This is a genomic window from Haloprofundus salilacus (assembly GCF_020150815.1).
Classification (GTDB): Archaea; Halobacteriota; Halobacteria; order Halobacteriales; family Haloferacaceae; genus Haloprofundus; species Haloprofundus salilacus.
In genome coordinates this window covers 153,738-166,278 of the sequence record NZ_CP083723.1, presented here as the reverse complement: position 1 = coordinate 166,278, position 12,541 = coordinate 153,738, and the positions used below count along the sequence as shown (strand labels likewise).

Below are 12,541 nucleotides of genomic sequence, written 5' to 3'. Positions count from 1 at the left end.
TAGACGAACGCTTCCGATTACAGCGAGTTAAAGATCAACGAAGCGAGTCTGCTTCGTATTCGGCAATCTCAGTGGATTCACAGCGAGGACAGCAGGTAACTTTCTTTGAAACCGCCGCACCGCAATCGCGACACTCATAAAGCGCGGTTTGCGGTGTCTTCCACCTGACGGCCGCTTTGACTGATTCGAACATGGGTAACGGGGGACGTTCACGGATCCCGACACATCGTCTCTCAGGCGAGTACTTGAATTCTCTCAAAGCGTAGTGAAAGTGATAACCAGATACAAGAGACTCAGTTGGGTCGGAAAATATGTTCTAAGAAAAACGAAGACAAATTGCTCAGGAGCACACCTCAAGGATAAAGTCTGTTGAGGTCTCGTTCTGAGAAGATGCCTTGCTCTGCAATACGGGAGAATCTCACCCTTCGGCGTACTGCGCTTCCCACTCATTTCGTGCACGGATTTCACGAACGCCTCGTTCTGTAATCGAGTAAGAATTAGTCCGCCTGTCGACCGTCCCTTTCTTCACTAATCCCTTTTGTACGAGCGTGTCGAGATTCGGGTACAGGCGGCCATGATGGATCTCGGATTCATAGTAGTTTTCGATTTCATCCTTAATAGCAAGGCCATGTGGGCTGTCAAGGCCTGAAACGACCAGTAAGAGATCTCGTTGGAAGCCAGTTAAGTCATACATCCTACCAATCCAGACATTACTTTTATTATATATCATTTCCGACTCTGTGAACGATGAGGATTCTTTCGGTCGAGTAACAGCCCAAACCGGGAATCTCTGGAGCGGACGCGCAGTTCATGCTTGCTGGGACCGTTACCTCCGGTAAGGGCGTCTCCGGGCGTCGGCGAGTATATGTCACACGCAGTTCCATCACCAGCCACCGGTGAGACAAATCCGGTTGACGACGGGCGCGGACGAGAGACGGACCCGATGGTCCGACTGTTCTCGGCTTACGGACGAGACGACCGCTGGCTGTTCGCCATAGGTCTCGTCGCGAGCCTGTTCAGCCGACTCGTCGCGCTCGTGCCGCCGCTGGTACTCGGCATCGCCATCGACGCGCTATTCACCCCCGGGACGGAGACAGCCTACCGACTACCGATTGTACCCGACGGGTCGCTACCCTCGACGCTCGAGGGCCAACTGTGGCTCTCGCTCGGCCTGATCGTCGGTGCGTCAATACTGTCGGTTGCGTTCTCGTGGACGCAGGGCGTCTCGCTGTCGCTGTACTCGAACCGCGTCCAGCACGCGATTCGAACCGATACGTACGCGACGATGCAGCGCCTCGACGCGGCCTTCTTCGACGACAAGCAGACTGGCGAGGTGATGAGCATCCTCAACAGCGACGTGCGGAATCTCCGCGAGTTCCTCGGGACGACACTCAGCGGCGCAGTCCAACTCGTCGTCTCCGCGCTCGGCATCGGCGCGGTGCTGTTCTGGCTGAACGCGCAGTTGGCGGCCGTCACGCTCGTCGCCATGCCCGTTCTGGTGGTGTTCACCGTCGCGTTCATGCGGACGATTCGGCCGCGCTACCGGGCGCTCCGCGCGAGCGTCGGCGCGCTCAACACTCGACTGGAGAACAACCTCTCGGGCATCGAGGTCATCAAGACCTCCAACACCGAGACGTACGAGGACGGCCGCATCGAAGACGCCTCGTGGGACTACTACCTGAAGACGTGGGCGGTCGCCAAACTGGAGTACTTCTACCAACCGGGAATGGAACTGGCCGCCAACGTCGCGTTCGCCGCGACGTTCGCCATCGGCGGCTACTGGCTGGTCACCGGGTCCACGGGTCCGCTGGGCGGTCCGGGCCTGCAAGTCGGCGAGTTCGTCACGTTTCTCTTTATGACCCAGCGATTCGTCGACCCGCTGGCGGGCGCGGGCCGCATCGTCAACTCCTACGAGAACGCCCGCGCCTCTGGCGAGCGCATCTTCGGGTTGACTGACCTCCCCGTCACCGTCGGAGATGAGGAAAACGCCGTCGACCTCGGGCGCGTCGAGGGCCGCATCGAATACGACGACGTCTCCTTCGCCTACGAGGAGGACCGCCCCGTCCTCTCCGACGTGAACTTCGTCGCCGAACCCGGCGAGACGGTCGCGCTCGTCGGACCCACGGGCGCGGGAAAGTCGACGGCCGCGAAACTGTTGCTCCGACTCTACGATGTGACCGAGGGTGCAGTCCGCGTCGACGGGATTGACGTGCGCGACGCGACGCTCGACAGCCTCCGCCGCGCTGTCGGCTACGTGAGCCAGGACGTCTACCTCTTCGACGGTTCGGTCAGAGAGAACCTCACCTACGGCGCGTTCGACGCGACGGAGGCGGAGATGGTCGACGCCGCGAAAGCCGCAGAGGCCCATGCGTTCGTCACTGACCTCCCCGAGGGCTACGACACCCGCATCGGCGAGCGCGGGATAAAGCTCTCGGGCGGCCAGCGTCAGCGCCTCTCCATCGCTCGCGCAATGTTACAGGATCCGGACGTGCTCGTGTTGGACGAGGCCACCTCGGCGGTCGACACCGAGACGGAACTGCTCATCCAGCGGGCGCTAACCCGCCTGACCAAGAACCGGACGACGCTCGTCATCGCGCACCGCCTCTCGACGATCCGCCGCGCCGACCGGATTCTGGTCCTCGAAGGCGGGCGCGTCGTCGAACGGGGGACGCACGACGAACTCGTTTCGCTCGGCGGATTGTACGCGACGCTATGGGGCGTGCAGGCGGGTGAGTTCGACCGACTCGACGACGCGGCTGTCGCGCGGTTGGTGCGCGACGGTGCAGACGATTGAGTTAGGCGGACAGAGTGGTCGTTCCACCATTACATGGAAGAGAGACCACATCGAGAAGCGAGAGTTTTCATACCGGCAGTACGTCAATTGTACTATCGGTGTCTCGAAATCCACTGGCGTCCCAAATTCGGTGCGTATCTCTCCTCACACGAGGCCATGCCGAGGGGATTTAGTCAAAACGACTTACGGGAGTGGCGTACACGATGCTCGCTGTCGACGGGCGCGCTGAAAGAGGACGTCAGGCACAAGTTCGACCGCTAAATTGCGCGTTCTGGACCCAATTTGGGATTGGATCGATCCGAGCCTCCCAAGCAGATGTGACTCCGAACGAATTCGGTCAGCTCTCGGTTTACGCTTCTGTTCGTACAGTTTGAATGCTTCCGATGGGACATCTGTCGCAGAAAGCAAGTGAGCCAATAGAAGGCCGTCCTCGATTGCCTGTGCCGCGCCTTGCCCGGCAAACGGCAACATTGCGTGTGCGGCGTCGCCGGCGAGACAAACAGATCCCTGATACCACTGATTGAGCGTAGGTACCTCGTTGAGAGCGGTGACGAAGATGTCGTCTTCACCCAATGAGTCGAGTACCGTTGGAATGGGTTCGGGATACGCGGCGAGCTGTTTGCGGAGTTCAGCTACCGTTTTGAGGTGGTCGACCTGACCGTTTGCAAGGGAGCCGGGCGCAGTCCCAAACCAGTAGAATCGATCATCGCCGAGTGGGGCACCGCCGGAATAGGCCTCATTCCCCCAGATTTCAACACCCCGTGTTTGGTGCTTTTCGGGAAGGTCGACGGTCGTAACTGCCCGGTATGCGACGCTATCTATCGCCTCCAGTTCGACGTCGGGAGCGACGGCGTCACGGACAGTCGAGTTGATCCCGTCTGCTCCAACGATGACATCTGGACGGATGTGACTACCGTCGCTGAACTGAACAGTCGGCTCATGGGTGTCAGAGACCGAATGACACTTCATTCCGGTTTCCACATCGGTGGCTAGTTCATCGAGGAGGATGGCCTGGAGGTCGGCACGATGTATCGCTACGAATCCGTAGCCGAACTCGTCGCGTTCGAGTCGGTTTAAGTCAAATCGTTTCAACACTCGTCCGCTGGGCGATTGAATGACACTATCGTCGAGAGCAACGCCAGTGTCTCGGACACGATCGGCGATTCCGAGGCGGTTGAGGACGAGTAGTGCGTTCGTCTGCAAGAGGAGTCCGGCACCGATTGGTCGATACTCGACGGCCGCTTCGTAAACGGTCGGCGACAAACCTCGCTGTTCGAGCGCGAGAGCCGTAACCAGTCCGCAGATCCCGCCCCCGATAATGGCGATTTCGGATGTCTTTCGCGTCATAGCCGACTCCGACAGGTATCGATCGCCGCGTACGGGTAACCGACTTTAGCGCTAGCATAGCAAACATGAAATCGATGTGCCCGTCCTCCGTCGTTAGCTCTATCATGACCTACGGCGGGTTGCATCCGGCTCATACTGCTCTCTTCGAGATGGAGTACCAAGCGCCGACTGCAGCGTATCCACGTTTTATTAAATACTCTCGCCGATGATTCTCCGTATGCGATATTTGACGGTCCTCGTTCACCCCTCCAACCACAACTCCTTTCATCCGCTCGGGAAACGACTCACGGACGAACCCTCAATCACGCGTGAAGCAATTCACCACGTCGAACTCCTCGGTGACGGGACAGTACTGTTGTTCGCCGAGGGGAGCGGCGACCGAGCTCGGTATGAGGAGATAATGCGAGATTCGCCACACGTCATTGATTTCCTTGTCGCCGGCGAGGAGCGATGGATGGCAGTGAGTCAGTTTGAGCCGACGGATGTGTCAAGGCGTTCACTCGAACTGCAACGGGAGTCGGAGATTATCATCGAGACACCGATCCGCTTCACATCCGACGGCTCACTTCGAGTCACGTACTTGGGAACCGACGAGGGGTTCCAACGACTGTTCCAGACTGTCGTTGAAGAGGAGGCTGTCGCGTTCGAGATCATCGAGAATGGGGAGTACGAACCGGACGAATCCTCGCTCGCGAGGCGATTGACACCACGCCAGCAGGAAGTACTCGAGGCTGCAGTCGACATCGGGTACTACAGGAATCCTCGTCAGGCGACACATGCGGACGTGGCCGCCGTCGTCGGCATTGCATCCACGACCGCAGGAGATCACCTCCGGAAAGTCGAAGAGCGCGTATTTGACGCGCTTACTCGCGGCTCTCGTGACCAGTGACCTCGTGTTCAGTGTCCGACACTACATCTATTGCGCGCACCTTTACCGCCAATCGATTGTGGATTAAAATCGGCGAGAATACTCATTCTGTGAGGGTGCGACTTAGTGTTTTCATTGAGAGGGCGATACGTCCGAATTCGTAGTCGCTACTGGGAAATGAAAATTGAATTTGAAGGAAATTAGCCCGGATTACGACTCAGTCGACACAACGCGGAAGACGACGACGCCGTCGTTCTCGTACGCCGGTTCGTAGCCGTCGGCGACCATCAGCGACTCGACGAGTTCGTCGCCGCCGCCGGTTCGCTTGCCGCGGACAATGTACGTGCCCTTCGGGACGTAGAGGTACTCTGGCGTCACGTCGGCTTCGTTCAACGTGTCCGAGACGCAGTCGGCGGAGTCACAGGTCGACACGGTTCGATAGAGTCGCACTTGTTTAGAGTACGTCTCGGAGCCTTCCCACTCGACGCCCCACAGACCGATGGTCATCGTCCGTTTGCTGACGTCTGGGAACCACTCGGCAGCGTCGCCGACAACGACGAACGTCGCGCCCTCGGGCGTCTCCTCGTGGACCCACTCCATCGCCGCCACGTCGTCGTCGTCGACGAACTCAGGTGCGATGGAGGGTTCGGCGACGGTCATCGAGTAGCCGACGACGCCGAGACCGGCGACCAGCGTCGCCGCGATGGCAACGGCGGCGACCGTCCGGCGATTCGGTCGGGGGATTCGGTCGGTGACTGCGATTCGGACGCGCGGGAGCGTCAGCGCGACGACGCCGAACGTGCCGACGAAGGCGACGAACCGCGCCTGCTGGAACAGAAGCGCCGCCGCCACCGTCCAGACGCCGAGGAACGGCCGCCGCACGAGAAACAGCGCCGCCGCCAGAACGAGCGGAACCGCGAGCCACGGGGTGACGGCGAAGCCGCCGCCAATACCGCCGTGGGTCCCCGACGCGGCGGTGAATACCTCAAGGCCGTGCGTCGAGACGTTCCAGAGGAGCCACGGCGCCGCGATCGCGAACCCGCCAGCGGCGACGACACCGCCGCGGAGAAAGCCCGCGAGCGACCGGTCGAGCGAGAGCCACAGGATGACGAAACTGCCGACGAAAAAGAGCGTGTACGTCGGGTGGGTTAGAAGCGTCAGCCCGAAACAGAGCGAGGCGACGGCGAGCCACCGGCGGTCGTAGCCGGTCGTCTCGACGGCGGCATACAGTCGATAGCCCGCATAGATACCGCAGACGGCGAACAGAAACGCCGGTGCGCGGACGAGGCCGCCGGCGGTGATGTGCCACTGCAGCACCTTCGGGTTGAGCGCGACGAGCAGGCCGACGGCAGTCGCCGCCGGGCGGGAGGCGAGCACGTCGCGCGCGAGCAGATACGTCGGCACGAGATACGCGATGGTGATGAGCCCTGGGAAGAGTCGCGCCAGCGCGAACGGGCCGACGCCAGTCACGTCACGTATCACGGCGATGACGTAGAACATCAGCGGCGGATACGCGAAGGGGACGCCGTCGACGGTGTAGTAGGGAATCTTCGTCGGCGGCAGGTAGCCATTGGCCGCAATCTGCTCGCCCATCAGGTTGTACAGGCCCGCCCCGTAGCCGGGGTAGGCGTTGACCGTGAGATACAGAACGTACACCGCGACGCCGGCCAGCAACACGGGCGAGACGTAAAGCGCGTCGGCGCGGGAGAACAATCTCGCGACTGCGCTTGAGCGGAACCGCCCAAGCTCCGAGACGACTCCCGAGTCGTCGGCGTCGCCCATCGGCTGCGTCATGCGTTACCACCACCCAGTCTGCGCGTGAGGAGGGACAGAAGACGTAGAGGTGTCACAACTGCCTATTCACGCTCGGGGTGAAAATATGTTCTCGGTTTCCGCCGAGCGATGCAACGTCCGTCGAAGGCGTTTGCAATGTGTGAGAAATACCATTCAGTTCAATGACTTGACCTGCGCTGACGACTGGGGGCTCAGCACACCGCCGGTCGGCGCGGAAGGCTCAGTAGCCCAGCGCGTTGCCGTCCTTTCTGGGTTCCGTCGCCGCCGAGAGCACGCCGCCGTCGTTGCGAACGAACTGCGCGCCACCGAACATCAGCGGCGCAAGAATCTGGACCTCGTGGCCCATCCGGGTGAGCGCCGTCGGTACGCCTGCGTCGGAGAACTCCTCGACGGCTAACTGTCCGTCCTCGCGGTAGCGCCAGCGCGGCCGATCCAGCGCCGCCTGAATCGAGAGGTCGTAGTCGACGACGTTCGAGATGACCTGCACGTGGCCTTGCGGTTGCATGTAGCCGCCCATCACGCCGAACGCCGCCCAGTCATCCTCGCCGAGTTTGGCGACGGCGGGAACGAGCGTGTGGAACGGCCGCTTGCCGGCTTCCAGGGAGTTGGGGTGGTCGGGATCCAACGAGAACGACGCGCCGCGGTTCTGCAGCGCGATGCCCGTATCGCCCGCGACGACGCCCGAACCGAACCCGGCGAATCGGGAGTTGATGTAGGAGACGACGTTGCCCTCGTCGTCGGCGACGCACAGGAGGACGGTGTCGGCATCCTCGGCGTTGGCGTCGGGAACACCGAAGCTCACGTCGTGGTTGGCCGTCTCGCCGACGCCTTCGGCGCGCGTTTTCGCCCACTCTTTCGACGCCAACGGCGGAATTTCCTCGTACTCCGGGTCGGTGATGTAGCGGTGGCCGTCGTGGAACGCGAGCTTCATCGCCTCCGCGAAGTAGTGGACGCGTTCTGCAGAGTCGAGCGGGTGCTCGGATGCGCCGAGTTCCTCGGCGATGTTGAGCGCTTCCAGTGCGATTAGTCCCTGGTTGTTCGGCGGCAGTTCGTATATCTCCGCGCCGTTGTACGTCGTCGAGACGGGGTCGATGAACTCCGGTTCGAAGTCCGCGAGGTCGTCGACGGTCATGAAGCCGCCGAGGTCCTGAATCTCGCTCGCGATGGTTTCGGCGATGTCGCCCTCGTAGACGACGTCCGCGCCCTCCTCGGCGATGCGCTCCATCGTCGCGCCGAGTTTCGGCAACGACGCCATATCGCCCGTCTCGGGTGCTTTCCCGTCGAAGAGGTAGGCGTCACGGGCGTGCTCCGATTTGAACAGCTCCTCGCCGTGCTGCCACTGCGCGGAGACGACTTCGGTGACCGGGTAGCCGTTGTTGGCGTACTCGATGGCCGGCTGCAGCACCTCGCCGAGCGTCAGCCGACCGAGTTCTTCGACAGTCGTCTCCCACCCGCGGGCTGTCCCGGGAACAGTGACCGCGTGCGGGCCGAGAAACGGCATCCCGGCGTCCTCTGCGGAGTCGACGGCGTAGCCGCGCGACGCCGGATACCACGACGAACGCGTCTCCTCGTCGGCCTCGGAGATGGCTTCGCGGACCTTCTCGATGCTCGTGCCCGAAGGCGCGCCGCCGCAGGAGCGCATCGCGCCGACCTCGTCGTCGGCGGTGCGGTAGAGCGCGAACACGTCGCCGCCGAGACCCGTCGAGGTGGGTTCGACGACGTTCAGCGCTGCTGCGGTGGCGACGGCCGCGTCGAAGGCGTTGCCGCCCTCTTGGAGTGTGGTGATACCCGCCTGCGCGGCGAGCGGTTGGCTCGTGGAAACCACGCCGCGGCGACCGTAGACGGTCGACCGGCGTGAAGTGAAACTGTCGAGGTTACTGGTGTCCATACCACCTCTTAGCAAATAGACCTCAAAGAGCCACGCCAGTGGGGGGTTCTTGCCGGTGGTGGCCGTAACAGTCGTCACGGAACGCGGCGTAGAAACTACCGGAATAGTGTACTACCGGAGCGCTTTTGCGTCCGGCGTGCGCCCACAAGAGCGATGCGTTCGACGACCGACGAGACGGAGCGCCTCGACCCGATAGCGGCCATCGCAGCGTTCGGCCGCGCGGCGTACTCCGACCTCGTGACCGTCGTCGCGCTGAGCGTCGCTACGTCGTTGGCCTCGCTCCACCTTCTCACGCTCGGGGCGGCACTGCTAGCGCTCGTCGAGACGCTGACGGACGTCGTCGAGGGCGAGGCTCTGTGACACTCAGTGAGCGAACGGGCACGGCTGGCCGCGTTTCGTGAGTCGTTTCGGGCTAATCTCCGGCGCGGCCTCCCGTTCAGCCTTCTCGCGCTCGCCGTCGTCGCGACGACGTACGCCTACTCGACTATCGCGCTCGCGGTCCGTCGGCCGACGTTCCTGCTCGGCGCGCTGGCCGGACTGTACGCCGTCGTAATCGTCGTCGTCATCCTCTTTCGGGCCGCGTCGCTGATTGCCCGCGCACCGGAGGAGACAGACGGCCCGTCGGCGACGACGGCGCTCCGAGATGCAGCCTACCACCTACTGGAGACGCCGTCGTTCAGCGTCCTGCAGTGCTGTTTCGCTGCGCTGTTGCTCGGACTCTGCATCGCAGTCGGAATCGCGGTCGTGTTGCTCCTGCCAGGGCTGTTAGCGCTCCTGGAAGTCGTTTCCTTCGATGAGACCACCGGGGAGGGCGCCGAGCGAATCGTCCTCGCGTATCGGGGTGAACTCGTGTGACCAGCCGAGAACTCCACGTCGCCAGCGCCATCCCGGTGGCGTTTCTCGCCGTCGCGTTCGGGTCTCATCCCATCGTCGCCGTTCCGCTGGTCGTTGGCGTGTTGCTGCCTGTACTGGACGCCTTCCGAGCAGACACCCACCGCTCGTGGCTACTCCACACGTTTCTCTTCCCGACGCTCCTGTATCAAGCGGCGCTGCGTCTCGACGTGCTGTCGGCGGTTCCCTCGGTGGCGACGGCGATTCACTTCCTCGCGCTCGGGATGGGCTTGCATTTCTTGGCTGATTACGTCTATCCGCGCAGACAGACGAACCCTGGCGCGGAGTGGCCTGTCCGGCCAGTCGGATTTTCGGCACCGTGGGGACTGCTTTGGCTCGGCATCTCGTGGGCGATTCAGTGGTACGGCTACCTCGCCGCGGCGTTTCTGCCGTGGCTCGGCGGCGTGTAAATCGTCAGTCTAAGGGGCGCTCAACAGCGAACAGGTCGGTCGGCGTACGGAGATACAGTCGGTCACCGTCAACTATGGGTGCCGTTCTGAAGCCGTTCGAGGGAGCCTCGTAGCGGTTGTGCCGCTCGCCCGTGGCCGCGTCCAGCACTGAAAGCGTCCCGTTGGGGTCGACGACGTACAGTTTGTCGTTCACTACGGTCGGAGAGAAGTCCGCCTGCATGCTCGTCATCGACCGTCTGCCAAAGAGCGAATTGAGCGTATTTTGACCGGTGAATTTCCACAGTTCGGTCCCATCGTCCGAATCGAGTGCGTACACACTGCCGCGGTGGGTCGCAACAAAGAGGCGACCGTCAACCACCGATAGCGTCGAGTGTACTGCCGCATCGAGTGATCGCATCCAGCGACGGTCGCCGGTATCCGAGAACGCATAGCAACGGCCTTCTTCGAGGTCTGTGGTTCCGCTTCCGAAAAATATCGTCTCGCCGTCTGTAGCTGGCCGACACTGTATCCAGTCTTCCAGGATATCAAATCGCCAGTGATGGTCACCACTCTCGATATCGATCACGTGGAGGCGACCCTGAAGATCTCCGAAGAGGGCCCTGCCGTCGGTTATGAGCGGTCCCGGTCCCTCGATCAACCGTTCGACATCCCAGCGTTCCTCGCCGGTGTCTGGCTCGAACGCTATACCGGCACTGAAGACGGTCGATTCGGTGGCGAGGAGTGATACGCCGTCGGGTGGGCGGGCCTCGCTCTGCCACAGACGGTCACCGTCGTCGATATCGAACGCAGTAAGTCCCTCAGCTTCGGGAACATAGACGCGCTCACTGTCGGCGCCGACACCTGTGACTAGATAGTTGTCATACCGTCTTTCATTTCCGTTGACCGACGTCGGTTCATACTCGTGACTCCACCGCTCGACCCCATCTGTCTCTAAGACTGCGACCGTATGGAAGTCGTTGACTACAATCGAATCGTCTAACACGGTGGGCTGAATCTGGAACGGCTTGCCACCGATAGCCCGTCCGAGTTCGTAACGCCATACCGTGTCGACCGGCGAGGGTGACAGTGTAGTACAACCGGAGAGACCGACGAGACCAGCAACGACTCCGCTTTGGAGGAGGGAACGACGGGAGACCACGAGTCGATTTTTAATTCTGGTTACAAGTACTTTCTGTGGTGTAAAGGAGTGACAACGGTCGCCGGTGCTGACCTCGAAGAACGTCCGTCGTCGTAGATAACGAATCCATCTCGGACGAAGCGTTTCCACCTGTGTTCAGCACGGCTTCTGAAACCTATCTCCGCGTGCGGGATTCACCAGAGTCACTTGAACCGAACTCGTCGCGCGGCGTCGTAGGCGAGCTATCGCTCGTCCGTCGGAACACCGAAACGCCGAAACCGTCCGGACTCCCTCTATTCGGTATCCGAGCATGGACACCGACCAACTCCGCTCGACGTTAGAGCGGACCGGACTCACCCAGTACGAGGCGGACGCCTACATCGCGACGGTCGAACTCGGCAGCGCCCCCGCGACCGAGATAGCCGACGCCTGCGGCGTCCCGCAGGCGCGCATCTACGACGTCCTTCGCAACCTCGAGAGCGATGGCTACATCGAGACGTACCAACAGGGGAGCCTGCACGCCCGCGCGCACGACCCCTCGGCGGTCGTCGGCGACCTACAGGCGTACGCGGAGACGGTGACGAACGCGGCCGCGGAGATTCGAGATCGCTGGGAGCGTCCGACGGTCGAGAACCACCGCGTCAGCGTGCTCAAGCCTCTCTCTTCTATCTTCGACCGTGCGCGCGAGGCCATCGAGGACGCCGAGAACGAACTCCAGTTGGCGCTGACGCCCGCGCAGTTCGACCTATTCCGCGACGTGCTGTCGGCGGCCGTCGACCGCGGGGTCGTCGTCAAACTCACGCTGACGCCCGAGTCATCCGGCGACAGCGTCGACGAACGCGAGTTCGCCTTCGCGGGCGTGGCAACCGAAGTTCGTCTTCGAACCTTACCGACGCCGTTTCTCGTCCTCGCCGACCGTATCCACGTCTGCTTCGCGCCCGAAGCGCCGCTGCATCCGAATCACGAGTACGGCGTGCTCGTCAACGACTACTCGCTGTCGCGCGTCTTCGACTCGCACTTCCAGACAGCGTTTTGGGAGACGTGGGAACCGCTGTACTCCGCGCGCGACGGCTCGTTGCCCGCGACCTACACGAACATCCGCGAGTGCATCCGCGACATCCACGATGATGTGGAGGCCGGCCGCAAGGTGACGCTCACCGTGACCGGACAGGACCGTACCGGACGGCAAAAACGGGAACTCACTGGCCGCGTAGCCGATGTGAACTACGTCGCCGGCGATGGGGACGCCGGACCGCTACTGTCGAGTTTTGTCGAGGCGGCGACGCTCGAACTCGACACCGGCGACGAAGTCGTCAGCGTCGGCGGGTGGGGCGCGCTGGTCGAAGATATCGAAGGCCAGCGGTTCGTCGTCGGGAAAATCGAGTGATGCCAATCTCTCTTTGAACGTCTCCCGCGGCGAAGTATGAACTAA

At 61.9% G+C, this 12,541-nt stretch carries 11 protein-coding genes; 6 read left to right on the top strand and 5 right to left on the bottom strand.

Features of this window, described 5'->3' with window-relative positions; translation table 11 throughout:
- Nucleotides 1-418: 418 nt before the first annotated feature.
- The gene (locus LAQ58_RS00740) at nucleotides 419-694 is read right to left on the bottom strand and encodes a PadR family transcriptional regulator (protein WP_224448715.1); all 276 of its coding nucleotides are present in this window, start codon (nucleotides 692-694) and stop codon (nucleotides 419-421) included.
- 249 nt (nucleotides 695-943) lie between these two features.
- On the opposite strand from LAQ58_RS00740, the gene LAQ58_RS00735 reads away from it, so the two are divergent.
- A complete protein-coding gene (locus tag LAQ58_RS00735; RefSeq protein WP_224448714.1) occupies nucleotides 944-2,794 on the top strand; it encodes an ABC transporter ATP-binding protein in 1,851 nt (616 codons plus the stop codon).
- Between the two features lie 183 nt (nucleotides 2,795-2,977).
- On the opposite strand, the gene LAQ58_RS00730 is transcribed toward LAQ58_RS00735, so the two are convergent.
- Nucleotides 2,978-4,141 (bottom strand): FAD-dependent monooxygenase, encoded by a 1,164-nt coding sequence (locus LAQ58_RS00730; protein WP_224448713.1) that lies wholly within the window; start codon nucleotides 4,139-4,141, stop codon nucleotides 2,978-2,980.
- 217 nt (nucleotides 4,142-4,358) lie between these two features.
- On the opposite strand from LAQ58_RS00730, the gene LAQ58_RS00725 reads away from it, so the two are divergent.
- Nucleotides 4,359-5,030 carry a helix-turn-helix domain-containing protein gene (locus LAQ58_RS00725; protein WP_425490678.1) on the top strand — a complete coding sequence of 224 codons (672 nt, stop codon included), beginning with the start codon at nucleotides 4,359-4,361 and terminating at the stop codon, nucleotides 5,028-5,030.
- A gap of 189 nt (nucleotides 5,031-5,219) precedes the next feature.
- Here the strand turns inward: LAQ58_RS00725 and LAQ58_RS00720 are convergent, their stop codons facing one another.
- On the bottom strand, nucleotides 5,220-6,803 hold the full coding sequence (locus LAQ58_RS00720) for an ArnT family glycosyltransferase (protein ID WP_224448711.1): 1,584 nt from the start codon (nucleotides 6,801-6,803) through the stop codon (nucleotides 5,220-5,222).
- Nucleotides 6,804-7,023: 220 nt separating this feature from the next.
- Entirely contained in the window at nucleotides 7,024-8,691 is a 1,668-nt protein-coding gene (locus tag LAQ58_RS00715) for a gamma-glutamyltransferase family protein (RefSeq protein ID WP_224448710.1), read from the bottom strand.
- Between the two features lie 153 nt (nucleotides 8,692-8,844).
- Between LAQ58_RS00715 and LAQ58_RS00710 the strand changes: the two genes are divergently transcribed.
- From LAQ58_RS00710 to LAQ58_RS00700, 3 genes are read left to right on the top strand one after another with little or no spacing between them, the layout of a single operon-like run.
- Nucleotides 8,845-9,051, top strand: a complete 207-nt coding sequence (locus LAQ58_RS00710) for a hypothetical protein (RefSeq protein WP_224448709.1) — start codon at nucleotides 8,845-8,847, stop codon at nucleotides 9,049-9,051.
- 6 nt (nucleotides 9,052-9,057) lie between these two features.
- Entirely contained in the window at nucleotides 9,058-9,546 is a 489-nt protein-coding gene (locus LAQ58_RS00705; RefSeq protein WP_224448708.1) for a hypothetical protein, read from the top strand.
- Nucleotides 9,543-9,992 carry a hypothetical protein gene (locus tag LAQ58_RS00700; protein ID WP_224448707.1) on the top strand — a complete coding sequence of 150 codons (450 nt, stop codon included), beginning with the start codon at nucleotides 9,543-9,545 and terminating at the stop codon, nucleotides 9,990-9,992. The genes LAQ58_RS00705 and LAQ58_RS00700 overlap by 4 nt, the downstream gene beginning before the upstream one ends.
- A 4-nt stretch (nucleotides 9,993-9,996) precedes the next feature.
- Here LAQ58_RS00700 and LAQ58_RS00695 read toward each other — a convergent pair whose 3' ends face one another.
- Nucleotides 9,997-11,130 carry an outer membrane protein assembly factor BamB family protein gene (locus LAQ58_RS00695; RefSeq protein ID WP_224448706.1) on the bottom strand — a complete coding sequence of 378 codons (1,134 nt, stop codon included), beginning with the start codon at nucleotides 11,128-11,130 and terminating at the stop codon, nucleotides 9,997-9,999.
- Nucleotides 11,131-11,419: 289 nt separating this feature from the next.
- On the opposite strand from LAQ58_RS00695, the gene LAQ58_RS00690 reads away from it, so the two are divergent.
- On the top strand, nucleotides 11,420-12,496 hold the full coding sequence (locus LAQ58_RS00690) for a TrmB family transcriptional regulator (protein WP_224448705.1): 1,077 nt from the start codon (nucleotides 11,420-11,422) through the stop codon (nucleotides 12,494-12,496).
- Nucleotides 12,497-12,541: the final 45 nt, after the last annotated feature.